The 20,368-nt window shown below is 61.1% G+C and carries 18 protein-coding genes; 12 read left to right on the forward strand and 6 right to left on the reverse strand.

The features are described from left to right. Nucleotides 1-247: 247 nt before the first annotated feature. Entirely contained in the window at nt 248-1,789 is a 1,542-nt protein-coding gene (locus AC3WK5_RS05200; protein ID WP_103316319.1) for an AhpA/YtjB family protein, read from the reverse strand. Between the two features lie 134 nt (nt 1,790-1,923). Here AC3WK5_RS05200 and serB point away from each other — a divergent pair, with 134 nt between their 5' ends. Further along, nucleotides 1,924-3,138, forward strand: a complete 1,215-nt coding sequence (gene serB, locus AC3WK5_RS05205; RefSeq protein WP_054595338.1) for a phosphoserine phosphatase SerB — start codon at nt 1,924-1,926, stop codon at nt 3,136-3,138. A 151-nt stretch (nt 3,139-3,289) separates the two neighbouring features. On the opposite strand, the gene asd is transcribed toward serB, so the two are convergent. Genes asd through AC3WK5_RS05220 form a run of 3 tightly spaced genes read right to left on the reverse strand, consistent with a single transcriptional unit; the run spans nt 3,290 to nt 6,566 of the window. Continuing rightward, the gene (gene asd, locus AC3WK5_RS05210; protein ID WP_103316318.1) at nt 3,290-4,150 is read right to left on the reverse strand and encodes an archaetidylserine decarboxylase; all 861 of its coding nucleotides are present in this window, start codon (nt 4,148-4,150) and stop codon (nt 3,290-3,292) included. Between the two features lie 9 nt (nt 4,151-4,159). After that, a complete protein-coding gene (rhdA, locus tag AC3WK5_RS05215) occupies nt 4,160-4,984 on the reverse strand; it encodes a thiosulfate sulfurtransferase (protein WP_103316317.1) in 825 nt (274 codons plus the stop codon). A gap of 43 nt (nt 4,985-5,027) precedes the next feature. Then, on the reverse strand, nt 5,028-6,566 hold the full coding sequence (locus tag AC3WK5_RS05220; protein ID WP_103316316.1) for an HDOD domain-containing protein: 1,539 nt from the start codon (nt 6,564-6,566) through the stop codon (nt 5,028-5,030). 166 nt (nt 6,567-6,732) lie between these two features. Here AC3WK5_RS05220 and motA point away from each other — a divergent pair, with 166 nt between their 5' ends. Both motA and motB read left to right on the forward strand, forming a co-directional pair. After that, nucleotides 6,733-7,584, forward strand: coding sequence for a flagellar motor stator protein MotA (motA, locus tag AC3WK5_RS05225; RefSeq protein WP_103316315.1), 852 nt, complete (start codon nt 6,733-6,735; stop codon nt 7,582-7,584). A gap of 3 nt (nt 7,585-7,587) precedes the next feature. Then, a complete protein-coding gene (motB, locus tag AC3WK5_RS05230) occupies nt 7,588-8,634 on the forward strand; it encodes a flagellar motor protein MotB (protein ID WP_103316314.1) in 1,047 nt (348 codons plus the stop codon). Nucleotides 8,635-8,732: 98 nt separating this feature from the next. Here the strand turns inward: motB and rsgA are convergent, their stop codons facing one another. After that, nucleotides 8,733-9,764, reverse strand: a complete 1,032-nt coding sequence (gene rsgA / locus AC3WK5_RS05235) for a small ribosomal subunit biogenesis GTPase RsgA (RefSeq protein WP_054595344.1) — start codon at nt 9,762-9,764, stop codon at nt 8,733-8,735. Between the two features lie 107 nt (nt 9,765-9,871). Between rsgA and orn the strand changes: the two genes are divergently transcribed. Further along, the gene (gene orn / locus AC3WK5_RS05240; protein WP_103316313.1) at nt 9,872-10,414 is read left to right on the forward strand and encodes an oligoribonuclease; all 543 of its coding nucleotides are present in this window, start codon (nt 9,872-9,874) and stop codon (nt 10,412-10,414) included. Nucleotides 10,415-10,652: 238 nt separating this feature from the next. Beyond that, nucleotides 10,653-11,264, forward strand: a complete 612-nt coding sequence (locus AC3WK5_RS05245) for a trimeric intracellular cation channel family protein (RefSeq protein WP_054595346.1) — start codon at nt 10,653-10,655, stop codon at nt 11,262-11,264. An 11-nt stretch (nt 11,265-11,275) separates the two neighbouring features. On the opposite strand, the gene queG is transcribed toward AC3WK5_RS05245, so the two are convergent. Further along, on the reverse strand, nt 11,276-12,340 hold the full coding sequence (gene queG / locus AC3WK5_RS05250) for a tRNA epoxyqueuosine(34) reductase QueG (protein ID WP_103316312.1): 1,065 nt from the start codon (nt 12,338-12,340) through the stop codon (nt 11,276-11,278). Nucleotides 12,341-12,403: 63 nt separating this feature from the next. On the opposite strand from queG, the gene AC3WK5_RS05255 reads away from it, so the two are divergent. The 7 genes from AC3WK5_RS05255 (at nt 12,404) to hflX (ending at nt 20,344) form a co-directional block, all read left to right on the forward strand. Then, nucleotides 12,404-13,903 carry an NAD(P)H-hydrate dehydratase gene (locus tag AC3WK5_RS05255; RefSeq protein ID WP_103316311.1) on the forward strand — a complete coding sequence of 500 codons (1,500 nt, stop codon included), beginning with the start codon at nt 12,404-12,406 and terminating at the stop codon, nt 13,901-13,903. Beyond that, nucleotides 13,891-14,361 carry a tRNA (adenosine(37)-N6)-threonylcarbamoyltransferase complex ATPase subunit type 1 TsaE gene (gene tsaE, locus AC3WK5_RS05260; protein ID WP_103316310.1) on the forward strand — a complete coding sequence of 157 codons (471 nt, stop codon included), beginning with the start codon at nt 13,891-13,893 and terminating at the stop codon, nt 14,359-14,361. The genes AC3WK5_RS05255 and tsaE overlap by 13 nt, the downstream gene beginning before the upstream one ends. Further along, nucleotides 14,362-15,798 carry an N-acetylmuramoyl-L-alanine amidase gene (locus AC3WK5_RS05265; RefSeq protein ID WP_103316309.1) on the forward strand — a complete coding sequence of 479 codons (1,437 nt, stop codon included), beginning with the start codon at nt 14,362-14,364 and terminating at the stop codon, nt 15,796-15,798. An 8-nt stretch (nt 15,799-15,806) separates the two neighbouring features. Further along, a complete protein-coding gene (mutL, locus tag AC3WK5_RS05270) occupies nt 15,807-17,705 on the forward strand; it encodes a DNA mismatch repair endonuclease MutL (protein ID WP_173859975.1) in 1,899 nt (632 codons plus the stop codon). Next, nucleotides 17,705-18,676 (forward strand): tRNA (adenosine(37)-N6)-dimethylallyltransferase MiaA, encoded by a 972-nt coding sequence (gene miaA / locus AC3WK5_RS05275; RefSeq protein WP_054595352.1) that lies wholly within the window; start codon nt 17,705-17,707, stop codon nt 18,674-18,676. Before mutL ends, miaA begins: the two co-directional genes overlap by 1 nt. Before the next feature lie 93 nt (nt 18,677-18,769). Then, on the forward strand, nt 18,770-19,030 hold the full coding sequence (gene hfq / locus AC3WK5_RS05280) for an RNA chaperone Hfq (protein ID WP_019691505.1): 261 nt from the start codon (nt 18,770-18,772) through the stop codon (nt 19,028-19,030). 12 nt (nt 19,031-19,042) lie between these two features. Beyond that, complete coding sequence (gene hflX / locus AC3WK5_RS05285) at nt 19,043-20,344, forward strand: ribosome rescue GTPase HflX (protein ID WP_103316307.1); 1,302 nt, start codon at nt 19,043-19,045, stop codon at nt 20,342-20,344. The last annotated feature ends 24 nt before the right edge of the window (nt 20,345-20,368 follow it).

The raw sequence follows: 20,368 nt of genomic DNA on the forward strand, positions 1-20,368 counted from the left end.
AACGCATGTAGCAGCTGCCGAGCCTGCGAGGCTGCGTTCGGCCGCGAAGCGGTCGTGAAATCAGGTAACTTGTTCTTTCAGGCAAGCCGCGTGCACAGGATTTGCGAGGACTTCGCCCGATCGCGGTCCGCCTCGAACGCAGCCTCGCAGGCTCGGCAGCTGCTACGTATACGGTTTCTATGCCGTCGGCCATGAAAAAGCCCGCAGACAATCACTCGTCTGCGGGCTTTTTGGTTCACGGCCGGGTTCAGCTCTTGGCGCGTGTCTCGTGCATGCGCGCCAGTTGCCGCTCCAGCATCGACGGGTAAGGTTCCATCAACCGTTCGACGCAGCAAGCGCCTTCAGGGCTGGCGATTGGGCGGATCCGCGCACGTTGGCGGATCAGTACGTCGTCGCTGATCTTGCGCTCCACCAGCAGCAGGTTTCGGCTGTGTTGGGACAATGCGAGCGCATCCTGAGCTGTTTCGGTCAGCAGCAGATCAATCTGGCTGAGGCCAAAGAGCCCATCGCCCAAGGTCAGGCCCAGCTGCAATTGCAGGGTGATGCCGCTGTCGGCGACTTCGATCTGCAGCTGGTGGCCGAGCGCACGCAGCAGCTCGCCGCAGCAGATGGCGTTAGTCAGGTAGTCGTCACCGCTGTCTTCACTGTGGAACAGCATCAGCGTGCTGCCATCGTTCAGGGTGTGCAGTTCGCTTTCATACAGCGAAGCCGCCTGGTCCAGGCAGTCGCGATAACGCTCCAGCAGTTCGGTCAGGCGTGCGCGCGGCAGGCGGCGCAGTTGCTCCTGAGCACCCAGCTGCACCGCCAATACCGCGCTGTGCTGCGGTTGCGCAGGGGCAGCAGGCTTGTTGAGTTGCGGCTTGGCAACGGGCGCGGCGGCAGCGGTGTCGCGAAGGTCGGCAAAAGGATCATCTTCGTCCAGTTCGTCTTCTTCAGCGCTGACCACGTGCCGTGCTGCCGGTTTCAGGCCGGCCACCGGAGCGCTCTCGTCGAAGCTTGGGTCGCGCAGGTTACGCACTTCGAAGCTCGGTTCGGCCTCTTCAGTGTCTTCGAAATCGTCGAATTCTGGCTCTGGCTCGGGTTCAGGCTCGACCTTTTCGGGTGCATAACTGCTGTGGAGCTGGCGAGCCAGGTCACCGATTTCGTCCTGGCGCTGAGTCGCCGGGGTGTGTTCGTCAATGTCGCGCAGCCACACCCGCAATTGCAGCAGCGGCGTGGAGATGTGCCGACCCAGGCGCAAGCTCAGGGCCAGGGACAACGCCAGCAGGATCGCGCTGAGAATGCCCATGCTTTGCAGGCTGATGGTCATCGGCTGCTGGAACTGCGCCATGTCCAGGCTGATCCGCAGTTGACCGGCCGTCACGTCCTGAAAGGTGATCTTGCTCTCGTACATGCCTTCGGCTTCGCCCAGCAAGCCATGCTTGGGGCGCTGTCCGGCCTCGGCGAGAATCCGGTTGTCCACGCTATAAATAGCCGCGTGAGCCACCAACGGGTTCTTGGTCAGGTTGTTCAGCAATACGTTGAGGCTGAGGATGTCGTTGGACACCAACAGTTCGGTCGCCGACATCGCTGTCTGGGTAGTCAGGCTCTGGCCGAGGGCATCCGCTTGCTCGTGCATGGCCTGTTTGAACTGCAGACCCATCACGCAGGCGTAGATCACCAGGGCCAATGCGACCAGGATCACGTTATGGCTGGCAATGCGCAATGCAATCGGTACACGGCGATGGCGCAGTGCCCGGAAGATCAGCAGAAAGAAGTTATCGGTTTTAACTGGCGTAGGCCGGTTCACTGAGCTCGGCTCTTTTGTCCGTGAAGTTGACGCGCAGTATAGCGACAGGCCCCAGACCGGCAAAGCGCTCGCTGTGCCCGATGGTCACTGAAAGTGGGTAGAATGCGGTTTTTTTCCACTTGCGGGGGTGCGCCTTGCGCGAAATCGTCCTGATAAACATCACGGGAGTCGACCGTCCGGGTCTGACTGCGGCCATTACCGGTGTACTGGCCCAGGGTGGTGTGAACATTCTCGACATCGGTCAGGCGGTGATCCACGACACGTTGTCGTTCGGCATCCTGGTTGAAATTCCCGATACCGAACAGGGTTCGTCGGTGCTCAAGGACATCCTGTTCAAGGCCTATGAGCTGGGGCAACAGGTGCGTTTCACGCCGGTCTCCGAAGAGGATTACCAGCTGTGGGTCGGCGCTCAAGGCAAGAAACGCCACATTGTGACCTTGCTGACCCGCAAAGTGACGGCCGAGCAGTTGCAGCGCGTGAGTTCGATCACTGCCAAATACGGGCTGAACATCGATCACATCGACCGTCTGTCCGGACGTATGCCACTGGACACTCCAGCTGACAAGGGCAAGGGCTGTATTGAGTTTTCCGTGCGTGGCGAAGCGGCCGATCCGCAGGCCCTGCGTGCCGAGTTCCTCAGCGTGGCCCAGGAGCTGAACGTCGATATCGCCTTCCAGGAAGATTCGCTGTTCCGTCGCAATCGTCGTCTGGCGGTATTCGACATGGATTCGACACTGATCGAAGCCGAAGTCATCGACGAGCTGGCCAAGGCGGCCGGGGTGGGCGAGAAAGTGTCGGAAATCACCGAGCGGGCGATGGCCGGCGAACTGGATTTCCGCGCCAGCTTCAAGGAGCGCCTGGCCTTGCTCAAAGGGCTGGACGTCAGCGTGCTGGACTCGATCGGGGCCTCCCTGCGCCTGACCGAAGGCGCTGAAACCTTGTTCGCCGAACTCAAGCGCCTGGGCTACAAGACGGCCATTCTGTCGGGCGGTTTCACTTACTTTGCCAAACAGCTGCAAGCCAAGCTGGGCATCGACTATGTGTTCGCCAATGAACTGGAAGTGGTCGACGGCAAAGTGACCGGTGTGGCTGTCGAGCCAATCGTCGATGCACAGCGCAAAGCCGATTTGCTGCGTGAGCTGGCGCACAAGGAAGGCTTGCGTCTGGAGCAGACCATTGCCGTCGGCGACGGTGCCAACGATTTGCCGATGCTGGCAATTGCAGGTCTGGGCGTGGCGTTCCGTGCCAAGCCGCTGGTCAAACAGTCGGCCAAGCAGGCGATTTCGACCCTGGGTCTGGATGGCGTGCTGTATCTACTGGGCTTCAGAGACCGCGACGGTCAGCTGTAACACCACGCAGTTTGTGTGGAGCAAGCTTGTGTGGGAGCGGGCTTGCTCGCGAAGACGGTGTAACAGTCAACAGAGATGTTGAATGTTATGGCCTCTTCGCGAGCAAGTCGGATCGCCGCACCGCCGCTCCCACATTGGATCTGCGTGCAGATCAGGCGTTCGGCGAGCCCATGCCTTGGCCCATCATCACTGGCGAACCAGCCGCCAGCTCTTCAGCCCACTTCACTTGATTCGGGCCAAATAGCACAACCGCCGTCGAACCCAGTTTGAAGCGACCCAGCTCGGCACCTTTTTCCAGGTGAATCGGCGCGCGGGCAGCTTCGTCGTAGCGGAAGGTTTTCAGTTCGCGCTTGGGTGGCGTTACCAGCCCGGCCCAGACGGTTTCGATCGAAGCGACGATCATCGCACCGACCAATACCACAGCCATTGGCCCGCGCTCGGTGTCGAAGATGCACGCGACGCGCTCGTTGCGGGCGAACAACTCTGGAACGTTTTCCGCGGTGGTCTGGTTGACCGAGAAGATCCGGCCCGGAATGTAGACCATTTCGCGCAGGGTGCCGGCCAGCGGCATGTGTACGCGATGGTAGTCTTTGGGCGACAGGTAAATAGTGGCGAAATCGCCGCCCATGAACGGCGCAGCGTTTGCCGTATCACCGCCGAGCAATTCCAGCACGCTGAAACTGTGGCCCTTGGCCTGGAACACTCGACCATGCTCGATCGGGCCGAGCTGGCTGACGGCACCGTCAGCCGGGCTGAGGATTGCGCCCGGGGTCTGGTCCAGCGGGCGGGCGCCATCTTTCAGTGCGCGGGTGAAGAACGCGTTGAAGTGTTCGTAAGCGGTCAGGTCCTCGACCAGCGCTTGCGACATGTCCACCTGATAACGCTTGGCGAACCAGGCGGTGAAGGCATTCTTGAACCAGCGCACGCGGCATTCGGCAATGCAGCCGGCCAGACGCGAGAGCAGGTGATGAGGCAGCAGGTACTGGCTGAGGATAAACAAACGCTTTTTCATTAACTGTCCTTAAGAACCTTGAATCTCAACAGGCGTGTCGGGGTGGTTGCCCCATTCGCCCCAGGAGCCGGCGTAGCCTTTGACCCGCGGATAACCGAGCGCCTTGGCCACCAGATAGGTGAAGCCAGAGCGATGGTGGGTCTGGCAGTGGGTAATCACTTCTTTGTCTTTGCTGATCCCGAGCTGTTCAAGGATCTGCGGCATATCGGTGCGGATGCGCAAGTTGCGGGTCTTGTCCATGCCGGCGGTCCATTCGAAATTGACTGCGCCGGGGATGTGTCCGCCCTTGGCGGCGAGGACTTTCTCGCCGGAATATTCCAGCGGCCCGCGTGCGTCCCAGATTGCCAGGTCGGCGGCGCCAAGACGGCTTTGCAGGTATTCGCGGGTAGCGGTGGGCTCGTCGTGCAAGGTCAGTGCAACCGGGCCGCCGACAGCCGCTGGAACCTCGGTTGAAACCGGCAAGCCTTCCGCCAGCCAGGCCAGCAGGCCGCCGTCCACATAGTGGTAGTTGCTGTGGCCGATGACATCCAGCAACCAGATGAAGCGTCCGGCCCAACCGCCGCCTTCATCGTCGTAGACCACGTAGACCGCGTCCGGGTTATGCCCCAGTTCGCCGAACAGGGCTTCAAGTGCAGCCTGTGGCGGCAGCAGGCCCGGTGCCGGCGGATGACCCAGTTGAGTCCGTTTGGGGTCGACGAAGCGCGCGCCGGGAATATGGCCTTCGGCGTAGCGGGCGCTGCTGGTCAGGTCGACCAGGATCAGTTCGCGAGCATCGAGACGGGCGAGCAGGTCGCTCGGCTCGATGACCAGCGACAAGCCAGAGAAGTCAGACATGTGAGGTCTCCAGAGCACAAAGGGAAGGATTGTAGCGCAACGGCTATTGGCCGCGGTGGCTAAAGCTGTGCAGGGCTTTTTCGATGCACTGTGCGGTTTTGCCGAAGGCTTGCACGGTGATTTCCGAAAATGGACCGCCGCCCTGGTCCGCCACGACCAGCATGATCACCCGGCCATTGTTGACCAGTGAACGCAGCAGCAGGTGCTCGCCACCGAACAGTGCGCGCAGGCTGGCAGGCAGCAAGGCTGAAAACTGTGCGTTGTTGACTGGCGTCAGCCGCACCTGAGCCTGTTGCGAGAGCAAGCGTTGCAGCACGGTGCTCTGGCTGACCACAAAGTTCAGCATCGCGGCTTCTTTAGGCAGGCCGTGAATCTGGTGCACGCGCAATTGGCTGTGCGTGCGATCAGCCATCAGAATCATCACCCGACGCATGCCGCAGGCAACCAGCGCGTCCCGGGCGAAGGTGGTCAGGTGCATGGCATTGGTAAAGCGGCTCGGCTCCGCCAGCAGTTCTGCGCATTGCTTGCGCCACTTTGTCAGGTCTTCGGCGGTGGGGGCTGGCGCCGGAAGCTGGCCGCGATGAAGGCGTCGCTCGTCCCACGGCCAGAGCAATGCCCCGGCGGGATGCCAAAGGTCCGGCATGGCATGGTTGCGGGCGCTGAGTGCGGCTTGCTGGTGCAGTTGCTGCTGGACCTCGTCCATCGGCATTTGCAGGTAGAGGCTGGTCAGCAACTGCCAGCGCAGGCAGTGAGGGCTGCTCCAGGCTTGCTGTGCCGATAACGCCAGACCGTTGGCCAGCAACACCGTGTTGGCCGGTTGGTTGAGCCAGCGGCGCAGCGTCGGGTCGTCATCAAGGCGGTTTTGCTGGCGCAACGGGTGCTCGGCGTCGCGGGCGATATGCACGACTTTCGCCAGCTCGCGTTGTTCATCCAGCAGCAATCGATAGCCTTGTCCTACCCAGATGGGCAGGCGCCAGACTTCCACCAGTGCCTGGCCGAGTTCCAGCAGGCGTACGCCGAACAATTCTTTTTCGACCTTGCGTGCTGGCTCGCGCTTGTGCAGGACCCGCAGTTCCCAGTCTTCCAGCAGTTGCGGGAAGGTCAGGGCCAGTGGCCAGAACGGCGAGAGGAACAGCAGGCTACCCCAGTGGATGTCCTGCCAGAGCCGCGCCAGGCGACTGGCAAAAAAACCGTTGGCCTGCTGGGTCGCGTGCAGGCTGATCAATTGAAGTTGGCGCAGGGCCGGCGGGATTTCGTTCTCGGGCAGGGCAGGCAGGCGCGCGAGCAGTTCTTCTGTGCGCTTGAGACCGAGGCGGTTGATCGCCACTTCCAGGTTCTCGCTGGGCTCGCTCATGCTGCCGTGGGTGTGGCGATTGGCTTCGCGGATGACGCTGAGGGCCAGGGCCGGGCTGCCTTGCATCAGTTCGGCAATATCGCGCAACGAGCTGCGATTGTCGGCGATAGCCTTGCAGACGCGATCATGGCTGGCTCGCGGCACGGGCAAGGTTACGCCATCGAGCAGCTTGACCCAGCCTTCGAGTGTGGTCGGTCCAGCAGTTGGAACGGTCGTTTCATTAGCCATGGTTGGGCGCGATCATCGTCTGCATTAAACACGCCCGGAGCGGGCCAAATTAGCTTTTCGCCTTAACTGGCTATAGTCTGGCGCAGTTTTGCCGATAAGTAGAAGAAGAGATTTTTTAACTTCCGAATATGACCTTGAACCCGACTTAAGTAAGTACCTTCTACCTATGGCTAAAATTATCGGCATCATCGTCGTATTCGCGAGCGTGCTCGGCGGATACGTGCTTTCCCACGGCAAGATTGCCGCCCTGATTCAGCCTTTCGAGGTGATGATCATCGGCGGTGCGGCGCTGGGTGCATTCCTTCAGGCCAACCCCGGTCACATGACGATGCACGTGCTCAAGAAATCCTTGGGCATGTTCAGTTCGCGTTTCAATCACACCTTCTACCTGGAGGTGCTGGGCCTGATCTACGAGATACTCAACAAGAGCCGTCGCGAAGGCATGATGGCCATTGAAGGCGATATTGAAGACGCCGCTGCCAGCCCGATTTTTGCCAAGTACCCGGCGGTTCTCAAAGACGACCGCATGACCGCGTTCATCTGCGATTACTTGCGCATCATGTCGTCCGGCAACATGGCGCCGCACGAGCTTGAAGGCCTGTTCGACATGGAGTTGTACAGCCTCAAAGAAGACCTCGAGCACCCATCCCACGCGGTCAACGGTATCGCCGATGCCATGCCCGGCTTCGGTATCGTTGCGGCGGTACTCGGTATCGTGGTGACCATGGCCTCGCTGGGTGAGGGCGATCAGAAGTCCATCGGTCTGCACGTAGGTGCCGCACTGGTCGGTACCTTCTTCGGTATTCTCGCGGCCTACGGTTTCTTTGGCCCGCTGGCGCACTCCCTGGCTCACGATGCCAAGGAAGAGCTGAACATCTACGAAGCCATCAAGGCTTCGCTGGTGGCTTCGGCTTCCGGCATGCCGCCATCGCTGGCGGTGGAGTTCGGGCGCAAGGTTCTGTACCCGGCACACCGTCCGAGCTTCGCTGAGCTGGAACAAGCGGTTCGCGGTCGTTAAGTCATGGAAAATAATCAGCCGATAATCATCAAGCGCGTCAAGCGCATTGCTGGCGGGCATCACGGGGGCGCGTGGAAAATCGCCTTTGCTGACTTCGCGACGGCAATGATGGCGTTCTTCCTGGTGCTGTGGCTGCTATCCACCGCCACACCGGAACAGAAGATCGCCATTGCCGGTTACTTCAAGGACCCGATCGGCTTCTCTGAAAGCGGTACGCCGTTCATTATCGACCTGGGCGGCACGCCGGTGCTGGCGCCGGACAAGACTCTCAACCCCGAGGTCAAGTCGCAGCCGCAACCGGACAAGGTCACCGTCGATACCGAGCAGGTCGAAGGCATGGCCGAACAGGTCGAGCACGAGCGTCTGGAACTGTTGCTGCAAGAGCTGCAGAACAAGGTCGAAGAAAACCCGCAGTTGCAGAAGTTCAAGGATCAGATTCTTTTCGAAATCACCCCGGATGGCTTGCGCATCCAGATCATCGATTCCGAAAATCGGCCGATGTTCGACTCCGGCAGTGCGCGCTTGAAACCATACTTCGAAGACATTCTGCTGGCCATGGCTGACACCATCAAAGCGGTGCCGAACAAGATCAGCATCGGTGGTCACACCGACGCCAAGCCTTATGCGGGCACCGGTGAGTTCGGCAACTGGGAGCTTTCGGCCAACCGTGCCAACGCCGCTCGCCGGGCGCTGGTCGCGGGCAGCTATCCGGAACAGCAAGTGGCGCGGGTGGTGGGTTACGCTTCGTCGACGTTGTTCGATCGCAAAAATCCGCTCAATCCGGTCAACCGCCGCATCGACATCGTCGTGCTGACCAAGAAGGCCCAGCGCGCCATCGAGGGTGAACAAGGCGCGGAACCGGCACCAACACCGACACCGGGGCAGGGCGCTCCGGGTGAAGTGCCTGCCGTCCCTGCCGATCCGAACGCCTTGCCGGCGGACAAGGAACCCTTGCCGGCACACGAGCTTCGGGAACGCTTGAACCTGTTCGACGCTCCGGCACCGAAAGCCGGCGACCCGGCCAAACCGGCCGGGCCACCCAAGCAGTGACCCAATAAAAAGCCGCGATGATCGCGGCTTTTTATTGTCTGTCGGTGCGCCAGTGGGCGGTCAGCAGCCTTCAGTGTCGGGGTTGCTGAGCGCTCTGGTTAATAGCTGGTTTCCGGCAGGCTGGCGATGATCGAGCGGTAGCTATTCATGCGCTGCTGTTGCACGCGACCTTCTTCCAGTGCCTTGAGCAGGGCGCAACCGGGTTCGCGGTCGTGCTTGCAGTCGCGGAAGCGGCAGGTGCCGATCAGGTCGTTGAACTCGATGAAACCGGCTTCTACGTCGGCACGGCTGACGTGGCCCAGGCCGAATTCCCGAATACCCGGGGAGTCGATCAGCTCACCGCCGCCGGGGAAGTGGAACAATCGCGCGGTGGTGGTGGTGTGGGTGCCCTGGCCGGACAGCTCGGACAGCGGGCCGACACGGGTTTCGACTTCCGGCAGCAGGCTGTTGACCAGCGAGGACTTGCCGACGCCGGACTGACCAACGAACACACTGATGCGCCCGTCCAGTTGTTCCTGCAACTGCTCCATGCCATTGCCATGGTGCGCCGAGACTTCCAGCACCGGGTAACCCAGCGTGCGGTAGACCGCCAGCAAGGCATTCAGCGCCGGGGCATTCTGCTCGTCGATCAGGTCGAACTTATTGAGCAACAGCAGCGGGCGAATACCGGCGTGTTCGGCAGCGACCAGGTAGCGGTCGATCAGGTTGGCATGAGGTTCGGGGAGCGGGGCGAAGACGATCACGATCATGTCGACGTTGGCTGCGACCGGCTTGAGCTGGCCACGACTGTCGGGACGGCAAAGCTCGGTTTTGCGCGGCAATTGCGCGACGATCACGCCGATGCCCTGGTTGCCGGCGCGCCAGACCACCTGGTCGCCGGTCACCAGCGCAGGCAGGTTGGCCCGCAAATGGCAGCGGAACACCTGGCCGGCCAGTTCGCCGTCGCGGGCTTCGACCTCGACCTGAACGCCGAAGTGAGCGATCACCAGGCCCGTCTGCTCGGGGCCAAGGTCGCCGCCCTCGAGCGCTTCGACGGCGGAGGATTCGCGTTTGGCGGCGCGTGCAGCGCGCTCACCTTGAATCTTTTCGATGCGCCAGTTTTGACGACGATTGAGTTGGCGTTTGGCCATGGGTGTTCCGTGTGGATAATGCAGCGATTAGGTAAAACGGCCGCGAGTTTAGCACGCCCCGAGAGTCCTCTAGGCTAAACTGCATGCCTACGCCGAGGAGCCGACACATGCAAAACCCGCAGAACCTGATTTGGATCGATCTGGAAATGACCGGTCTGAACCCTGACACCGATGTCATCATCGAGATGGCCACCATTGTCACCGACAGCAATCTCAACACCTTGGCCGAAGGCCCGGTGATCGCCATTCACCACAGCGACGAGATCCTGGCGGGCATGGACGAGTGGAACACCCGTCAACACGGTGGCTCCGGCCTGACCCAGCGGGTACGCGACAGCCGCATCAGTATGGCTGAAGCGGAAGCCCAGACCATCGCCTTCCTGGAAAAGTGGGTGCCGAAGGGCACGTCGCCGATCTGCGGCAACAGCATTTGCCAGGACCGGCGCTTCCTCTATACGCACATGAAGGCGCTGGAAAGCTACTTCCACTACCGCAACCTCGACGTCTCGACCTTGAAGGAGCTGGCCGCACGCTGGGCTCCGGACGTACGCGACAGCTTCAAGAAGGGCAGCACGCACCTGGCGCTGGACGATATCCGCGAGTCGATCGCCGAGTTGCAGCACTACCGCACGCATTTCATCAAGTTCTGATACCCAAGTATTGAGGGCTAGTGTGGCGAGGGGGCTAGCCCCCGTTCGGCTGCGGAGCAGTCGTGAAATCAGCCAATGCGATATGCCTGATGAAATGCGATCGCAGGTTTTGGGGCTGCTTCGCCGCCCAACGGGGGCAAGCCCCCTCGCCACAGGTTGTAGGTGAATGCTCCTGCGCCCTCTTTTGGTGCCCCGACGATCTGAGTAGACTGCGCGCCTTCTCGTAAGGACCGCCGCCATGTTGCTGATGCTCTACCTGATTGCCATTACCGCTGAAGCCATGACTGGGGCGTTGTCTGCCGGTCGGCGTGGCATGGACTGGTTTGGCGTGGTGCTGATCGCCTGCGTGACGGCGCTGGGCGGTGGTTCGGTGCGTGACGTGCTGCTCGGGCACTATCCGCTGACCTGGGTCAAACACCCGGAATACCTGGTGTTGACCTCGGCTGCGGCAATGCTCACGGTCTTTACCGCACGCTGGATGCGCCATCTGCGCTCGCTGTTCCTGGTACTCGACGCCGTAGGGTTGGTGGCGTTTACCCTGATCGGCTGCATGATTGCGCTGGAAACGGGCCACGGCATGTTGGTGGCGTCGGTCAGCGGGGTGATCACCGGAGTGTTCGGCGGCATCCTGCGCGACATCTTCTGCAACGACATCCCGCTGATCTTCCGTCGCGAGCTCTACGCCAGCGTCTCGTTCGCTGCCGCCTGGTGCTACATGCTCTGCCTTTACCTGCAATTACCCGACGAACAGGCGATTCTGATCACCTTGTTTGGCGGCTTCCTGCTGCGCTTGCTGGCGATTCGTTTCCACTGGGAAATGCCCAAGTTCGTCTACAACGACGAAGCCTGACACCAGAGCTCCTACGCGAGTCCGTGTTGTTTCAGCGCCCATTGCACATGCTCGCGTACCAACTCCGATGGGTAATCGGCCCGCGCCTTCAGGGCTTCCAGCACCGGAATCGTTGAAGGCGCATTGCCAAGTCCGACGGCCAGGTTACGCAGCCAGCGCTCATAACCGGCGCGGCGCAGCGGTGAGCCTTCGGTGCTGCTCAGGAATTTCTCTTCATCCCACATGAACAGTTCGGCCAACTCGGCGTTGTCGAGGTTGTGTCGCGGTTTGAAGTCGCTTTCGCCGGACGGACGGGCGAAGCGGTTCCACGGACAAACGATCTGGCAATCATCGCAACCGAACACCCGATTGCCGATCAGTGGTCGCAAATCTTCGGGGATCGCCGTTTTCAGCTCGATGGTCAGGTACGAAATGCAGCGGCGGGCGTCCAACACATAGGGGCCGACGAAGGCCTTGGTCGGGCAGATGTCCAGGCACGCCGTGCAGCGTCCGCAGTGCTCGGTGCTGTGAGGTGGGTCGACCGGCAGCGGCAGGTCGACGAACAGCTCGCTCAAAAAGAAGTAACTGCCGGCCTTGCGGTTCAGTACCAAGGTGTTTTTGCCGATCCAGCCGAGACCGGCCTGTTCGGCGATGGCTTTTTCCAGCACCGGGGCGCTGTCGACGAAAGCCCTGTAGCCGAAAGGGCCGATGACCTGCTGAATCTTCTCGGCCAGTTGCTGCACGCGTTTGCGGATCAGCTTGTGATAGTCGCGGCCCAAGGCATAGCGCGAGACGTAGGCTTTTTCCGGTTGGCCCAGGCGCTTGGCCATTTCAGTGTCGCCCGGCAGGTAGTCCATGCGCAGTGAAACCACCCGCAATGTGCCCGGCACCAGTTCTTCCGGGTGTGAGCGTTTGCTGCCGTGGGCGCCCATGTAATCCATTTCGCCGTGGTAGCCGGCTTCGAGCCAGCGCTCCAGGTGTTGTTCATGCTCAGCCAGGTCCAGACCACTGATGCCGACTTGTTGAAAGCCCAACTCGCGGCCCCAGTCCTTGATCGATTGGGCGAGAGCAGGAAGATCTGTGGTAATTGCAGGCATGAGGCAGGGGAAACCGGAGCTGAGGTGCGTATAATTCTGCCAGACATCGGAGCTTGAAGACGCATGCCGCAGACAAAACACCATTTACCCGACGCACTGTACAGCGCCGCACAGGTCCGTGCGCTCGACGCGCGGCTGATTGCGGCCGGGACAACGGGCTTCGAACTGATGCATCGGGCGGCTCGTGCCACATGGCGAGCGTTGGTCCGGCACTGGCCGACGGCCACTGAGCTCAGTGTGTTGGCGGGCCACGGCAATAACGCCGGGGACGGTTATCTGGTGGCGGTACTGGCGTTGCGTGCCGGTTGGCAGGTGCGAGTGCTGGCGGTGGTTGAACCGTCGCGCTTGCAGGGCGATGCCGCGCTGGCATATGCCGAAGCGCTGGCCGCCGGGGTTGTCGTCGAGGCCTGGTCACCTGCCATCGAACTGCGTGGGGTGGTGCTGGATGCGCTGCTGGGCACCGGCCTGAGCGGTGAGGTGCGCGAACCCTATGTTGCTGCGATCGAGGCGATCAATGCCTGTGGCCTGCCCGTTGCGGCGGTGGATATCCCGTCCGGTCTGTGCGCCGATACCGGGCGAGTCCTCGGGGTTGCGGTTCAGGCCGACCTCACCGTGACGTACATCGGCCTCAAGCTTGGGCTGTTCACCGGCGATGCGGCGGATCAGGTGGGGGAGTTGCAGTTCAACGATCTGCAAGCCGACACGCAGATCGTTGCTGAAAGCACCGTCAGTGCTTATCACCTGAATCCAGACAACCTGCCGCGGCTGGCAGCTCGGGCACCGAGCGCTCACAAAGGCCGATTCGGTCACGTCCTGCTGATCGGTGGCGATCGGGGTTTCGGCGGCGCCATTCTCTTGAGCGCCCAAAGTGCCCTGCGCAGCGGCGCGGGCATGGTGTCTCTGGCGACCCGCAGTGAACATGTACCGGCCGCATTGGCGCGGGTGCCCGAAGTCATGGTGCTGGGCGTTCACTCGGCCAACCAACTGATGGACCCGCTCGGCCAGGCCAGTGTGCTGGTGGTCGGACCGGGGCTCGGCAAGGGCGCGTGGGGTCGCAGTTTGTTGTCGGCAGCGGCCAACGCCCCGTTACCGCAGGTCTGGGACGCCGATGCGCTGAATTTGCTGAGCCGGGGTGATGTGCGCCTGCCAAAGGATTGCGTGATCACTCCGCATCCGGGGGAAGCGGCGCGGTTATTGGGGATTTCCACGGCCGAGGTTCAAGCCGATCGCCCCGCCGCGGCCCATGCATTGAGCAAAAAATACACAACCACCGTCATTCTCAAAGGGGCCGGCAGCCTGATTGCCAGTCCCGATGGTCGTTTGGCGCTGTGTCATCAAGGCCACCCGGCCATGGCTGCCGCGGGTCTGGGGGATGTGCTGGCCGGACTGGTCGGCGCCTTGCTGGCCCAGGGCATGAATGCATTCGATGCAGCTTGCCTGGCGGTCTGGCTGCACGCCAACGCCGGCGAGCGTGAAGGTAAAACGGGCCGTGGGCTGGCGGCCAGTGATCTGATTCCCGCCATTCGTCAGTTGCTGGAGGAGCAAGCACCGTGTCTGAAGTAACCCTGTATCTGGCCAATGAAGACGCCATGGTCGCGTTGGGCAACCGTATCGCTCAAGTGACCAAAGGGCACGGCATCATCTTTCTGGACGGTGACCTTGGGGCGGGTAAAACCACCCTGTCGCGGGGCATTATTCGCGGTTTGGGGCATGTTGGCGCAGTAAAAAGTCCGACCTTTACCTTGGTTGAGCCCTACGAGATCGGCGACATTCGCGCCTTCCATTTTGACCTGTATCGACTGGTCGATCCGGAGGAGCTGGAGTTTCTTGGCATTCGTGACTACCTCGAAGACGATGCACTGTGTCTGATCGAGTGGCCCCAGAAGGGTGCAGGCTTTTTGCCAAAGCCCGACCTGACCATTACCATTAGCCCGCATGACAGCGGGCGTTCGCTGAATCTGTCGCCCCAGGGTTTGCGTGGCGAGTCTTGGTGTGCCGCTTTGGCATTGGAATTCAAATAAATGATGGGGTTAGGTATGCGCTTTCGCGCGTTGGTTGCTGTCGTAGGAATGCTGCTTACGGCACTGGCCGTCGACGCTGTGGCCGCGACAAAGGTCAACAGTGTTCGCTTGTGGCGGGCACCGGATAACACCCGACTGGTGTTTGACCTGTCCGGCCCGGTCCAGCACAGCGTCTTTACCCTGACGTCCCCGGATCGTCTGGTGATCGACATCAATGGCGCCGTCCTTGGCGCGCCGCTGAAGGTCTCTACCGCCAATACCCCGATTACCGACATGCGTTCGGCTCAGCGCACGCCGACCGATCTGCGGGTGGTCATCGACCTGAAAAAAGCCGTTACCCCGAAGAGCTTCGTGCTGGCGCCGAATGCGCAGTACGGCAATCGCCTGGTGGTCGACCTGTTCGACAACGCCGCCGATGCCGCGCCACCGCCCGCACCGACCCCGGCCCCAACCGTTGCCACTGTGCCTGCGGTGCCGGTGGCTCCGGTTGAGCCAGCAATCAAACTGCCGCCTGCTCCGGCCGGTAAGCGCGACATCATCGTGGTCATCGATGCCGGACACGGCGGCGAGGACCCGGGGGCTTCCGGTTCCCGTGGCCAGCACGAAAAAGACGTGGTGCTGGCCATCGCTCGCGAGCTGCAGCGCCAGGTCAACGGCATGAAAGGCTTCCGGGCCGAGCTGACCCGTACCGGCGACTACTTCATTCCATTGCGTGGCCGTACCGAGATCGCCCGCAAGAAGGGTGCCGACCTGTTCGTCTCGATTCACGCCGACGCGGCACCCTCCGCCGCAGCGTTCGGCGCTTCGGTATTCGCCTTGTCCGAGCGCGGCGCAACGTCCGAGACCGCGCGTTGGCTGGCCGACAGCGAAAACCGCTCCGACCTGATCGGCGGTGCCGGCAACGTCAGCCTCGACGACAAGGACAAGATGCTTGCCGGCGTACTGCTTGATCTGTCGATGACCGCGTCGCTGACTTCCAGCCTGAACGTCGGCCAGAAGGTCTTGAGCAACATTGGCCGGGTCACCTCGTTGCACAAGCAGCGCGTCGAGCAGGCCGGATTCATGGTGCTGAAATCGCCGGACATTCCATCGATCCTGGTGGAAACCGGGTTTATCTCCAACGCCAACGAAGCCTCGAAACTGGCGGCGTCTGGTCACCAGCAAGCGCTGGCCCGTTCGATCAGCGCGGGTGTGCGCCAGTTCTTCCAGCAGAACCCGCCACCGGGCACCTACATCGGCTGGCTGCGCGATTCCGGCAAGATCGCCCAGGGGCCGCGTGACCACACGGTGCGTCCAGGTGAAACCCTGGCGATGATCGCGGTGCGTTATCAGGTCTCGCCGGCGACTCTGCGCAGCGCCAACGGCCTGCAATCCGACGAACTGAAAATCGGCCAGCACCTGAACATCCCGGGCACCGAATTGGCGGCCAAGGAATGAGCGACGCCGTGAACACCGCAGCGCGTATCGAGCTGCTCAGCCCGCGACTGGCGAACCAGATTGCCGCCGGTGAGGTGGTTGAGCGCCCGGCTTCGGTGATCAAGGAGCTGCTGGAAAACAGCCTCGACTCCGGCGCCAAACGTATCGACGTCGATGTCGAGCAGGGTGGCGTCAAGCTGCTGCGGGTTCGCGACGATGGCAGCGGGATCTCCTCCGATGACTTGCCGCTGGCGCTGGCGCGACATGCCACCAGCAAAATTCGCAATCTTGAAGACCTCGAGCAGGTGATGAGCCTCGGGTTTCGCGGTGAGGCCCTCGCGTCGATCAGCTCCGTGGCGCGTCTGACCCTGACGTCCCGTACCCGAGGTGCCGATCAGGCCTGGCAGGTCGAGACCGAAGGCCGGGACATGGCGCCTCGCGTCCAGCCGGCCGCCCACCCGGTGGGCACCTCGGTTGAAGTGCGCGACTTGTTCTTCAATACTCCGGCGCGGCGCAAGTTCCTCAAGACCGAAAAAACCGAATTCGATCACCTGCAAGAAGTGATCAAGCGTCTGGCGCTGGCGCGCTTCGACGTGGCGTTCCATCTGCGCCATAACGGCAAGACCATCCTCAGCCTGCACGAAGCCCATGACGACGCGGCTCGCGCCCGGCGTGTGGCGGCGATCTGCGGAGCGGGCTTCCTGGAGCAGGCGCTGCCAATCGAGATCGAGCGCAATGGCCTTCATCTGTGGGGCTGGGTCGGGTTGCCGACCTTTAACCGTAGCCAGGCGGACTTGCAGTATTTTTTTGTGAATGGCCGTGCGGTGCGCGACAAACTGGTGGCCCACGCGGTGCGCCAGGCCTATCGCGACGTGCTGTTCAACGGTCGGCATCCGACGTTCGTGCTGTTTTTCGAAGTCGATCCGGCGGGCGTCGACGTCAACGTGCACCCGACCAAACACGAAGTGCGCTTCCGTGACGGGCGCATGGTCCACGACTTCCTCTATGGCACCTTGCACCGCGCCTTGGGCGACGTGCGTCCGGAAGATCATTTGGCTGCGCCTGTCGCGACAGCCATAGTCAGGCCGACCGGTATCGAAGCCGGCGAGTTCGGCCCGCAAGGTGAAATGCGTCTGGCGGCCAATGCGTTGCTCGAGCAGCCGCAGGCACAGCCGTCCTTTAATACGACGGCAGGCTCGGGCGCCGGCGCCGGTTATCAGTATCAATACACACCGCGTCCGCAGTCGGGCGTGCCGGTGGCCGAAGCGCAGGCTGCCTATCGCGAGTTTTTTGCGCCATTGCCGGAAGCGAACGCCACGGCGCTGCCAGACGGTCAGGGCGATATTCCGCCGCTGGGGTATGCGCTGGCACAGCTCAAAGGCATCTACATTCTTTCGGAAAACGCCCAGGGGCTGGTGCTGGTGGACATGCACGCCGCGCATGAGCGGATCATGTACGAGCGGCTGAAAGTCGCGATGGCCAGCGAAGGCCTGAGCGGCCAACCGCTGCTGGTGCCAGAGTCGATTGCCGTCAGCCAGCGTGAAGCCGATTGCGCCGAAGAGCACGTCAGCTGGTTCCAGCGCCTCGGTTTTGAACTTCAGCGTCTGGGTCCGGAAACCCTGGCGATCCGGCAGATTCCGGCCTTGCTCAAGCAGGCCGAAGCCAATCGTCTGGTTCACGACGTATTGGCGGACCTGATGGAATACGGCACCAGTGACCGGATTCAGGCACACCTGAACGAACTGCTCGGAACCATGGCCTGCCATGGCGCTATTCGCGCCAACCGACGCCTGGCCTTGCCGGAAATGAACGGTCTGCTGCGGGACATGGAAAACACCGAGCGCAGCGGTCAATGCAACCATGGCCGACCAACCTGGACCCAACTGGGCCTGGATGATCTGGACAAACTGTTCTTGCGCGGTCGTTGATGAGCCAACTCCCTCCAGCGATATTCCTGATGGGCCCGACCGCTGCGGGCAAGACTGATCTGGCTATCGAGCTGACCAAGGTCCTGCCGTGCGAGTTGATCAGCGTCGACTCGGCGCTGGTTTACCGCGGCATGGACATCGGCACGGCCAAGCCTTCGAAGGAGCTGTTGGCCGAGTTTCCTCATCGGTTGATCGACATTCTTGATCCGGTCGAGGCCTATTCGGCGGCTGATTTTCGCCGGGATGCCCTGCAGGCCATGGCCGAGATCACCGCACGCGGCAATATTCCGCTGCTGGTCGGCGGCACAATGCTCTATTACAAGGCTTTGCTCGAAGGTCTGGCCGATATGCCTGCGGCCGATCCGCAGATCCGCGCTGAAATCGAGGAAGAGGCTGCACGCCTTGGCTGGCAAGCCCTGCACGATCAGTTGGCGGTCATTGATCCGGTGTCGGCAGCACGAATTCACCCCAATGACCCGCAGCGACTCAGTCGGGCGCTGGAAGTTTATCGGGTCAGCGGCCAGAGCATGACCGAACACCGCGCGCGACAATCTGCGCAAAGTACTGAAGCAGGCGCTTCGGGTCGCCCACAATTGCCCTATACTGTCGCGAACTTGGCTATCGCTCCGGCGAATCGTCAGGTACTGCATGAGCGTATTAAACAAAGATTCACACAAATGTTGGAACAGGGATTCATTGACGAGGTCGTAGCCCTGCGTAAAAGAAGTGACCTGCATGCCGGGTTGCCGTCTATACGCGCTGTAGGTTACCGACAAGTCTGGGATTACCTGGATGGCAAGCTGACGTCAGCCGAGATGCAGGAACGTGGGATCATTGCCACGCGCCAATTGGCGAAGCGCCAGTTCACCTGGCTACGCAGTTGGGCTGATTTACACTGGCTGGACAGCCTCGATTGCGACAATCTGCCACGCGCCTTGAAATACCTGGGAACGGTCTCCATATTGAGCTGAGTCCTTGCAATTGCCGTCTATCCTTGGGGGTGTGACGGCCTAAGCCATTTTTTTACCTATTTTTATTATTGAATCCTTAAAGGAGTGCGGCACATGTCAAAAGGGCATTCGCTACAAGACCCTTACTTGAATACATTGCGTAAAGAGAAAGTGGGGGTTTCCATCTATCTGGTCAACGGAATCAAACTGCAAGGCACGATCGAGTCGTTCGACCAGTTCGTTATCCTGCTGAAAAACACCGTCAGCCAGATGGTCTACAAACACGCGATCTCTACAGTGGTGCCGGTTCGTCCAATTCGTCTGCCTAGCGCAACCGAATCCGAACAAGCTGACGCTGAGCCAGGTAACGCCTGATAGGAGTCTCCTTTGTTCTTTGAGCGCCACGGTGGTGGTGAACGAACCATTCTCGTTCACTTGGATGGTCAGGACCCTGAGGCGCGCGAAGATCCGCAGGAGTTTCAGGAGTTGGCAATTTCGGCCGGCGCCGAGACCGTCGCGTTTGTTAACGTGCCGCGTCATCGGCCAACCGCCAAATACCTGATTGGCAGTGGCAAGGTCGAGGAACTGCGCGACCAGGTCAAAGCCGAGAAGGTCGATCTGGTTATTTTCAATTCCGTCCTCACGCCCAGTCAGGAACGTAACCTCGAACGTGTTTTCGAGTGTCGCGTGATTGACCGTACCGGTCTGATTCTCGATATCTTCGCCCAACGCGCCCGCACCCATGAAGGCAAGCTCCAGGTCGAACTGGCCCAGCTTGATTACATGAGTACGCGACTGGTTCGCGGCTGGACTCACCTTGAGCGGCAGAAAGGCGGTATCGGTCTGCGCGGTCCGGGTGAAACCCAGTTGGAAACCGACCGGCGTCTTCTGCGGGTTCGCCTGCGGCAGATCAAGGGGCGTCTGGAAAAGGTCCGCAGCCAGCGTGATCAGGCTCGTCGTGGTCGTCAGCGTGCGGATATTCCTTCGGTTTCTCTAGTGGGTTATACCAACGCCGGCAAGTCGACGCTGTTCAACTCGGTCACCGATTCCGACGTGTTCGCGGCAGACCAGTTGTTCGCCACCCTCGACCCGACCTTGCGCCGGCTCGAACTCGCCGACCTCGGTCCAATCGTACTGGCCGACACTGTGGGCTTCATCCGTCACTTGCCGCACAAACTGGTCGAGGCATTTCGGGCTACGCTCGAAGAGTCGAGCAACTCTGACCTGCTGCTGCATGTGATCGACGCTCACGAGCCAGAACGCATGGCCCAGATCGAACAGGTCATGGCGGTGCTCGGCGAGATCGGTGCGCAAGACTTGCCGATCCTTGAGGTCTATAACAAACTCGATTTGCTCGAGGGCGTAGAGCCACAGATCCAGCGTGATGCCGACGGCAAGCCGCAACGGGTATGGTTGTCGGCGCGTGACGGTCAGGGGCTGGACCTGCTCAAGCAGGCGATTGCGGAATTGCTCGGCAACGATTTGTTCGTCGGCACCTTGCGCTTGCCGCAGCGTTTTGCTCGACTGCGTGCGCAGTTCTTTGCGCTCGGCGCCGTACAGAAAGAAGAACACGACGAAGAAGGCATCTGTTTGCTGGCCGTTCGTTTGCCGCGAGTCGAGCTCAATCGACTGGTGAGCCGCGAGGGAATGCAGCCGTTGGAATTCATCGAGCAACACACTTTGCAATAAAAGCCTGAAAAAGCGGTTGTGCCG

This window comes from Pseudomonas sp. FW306-02-D09B (assembly GCF_058782685.1).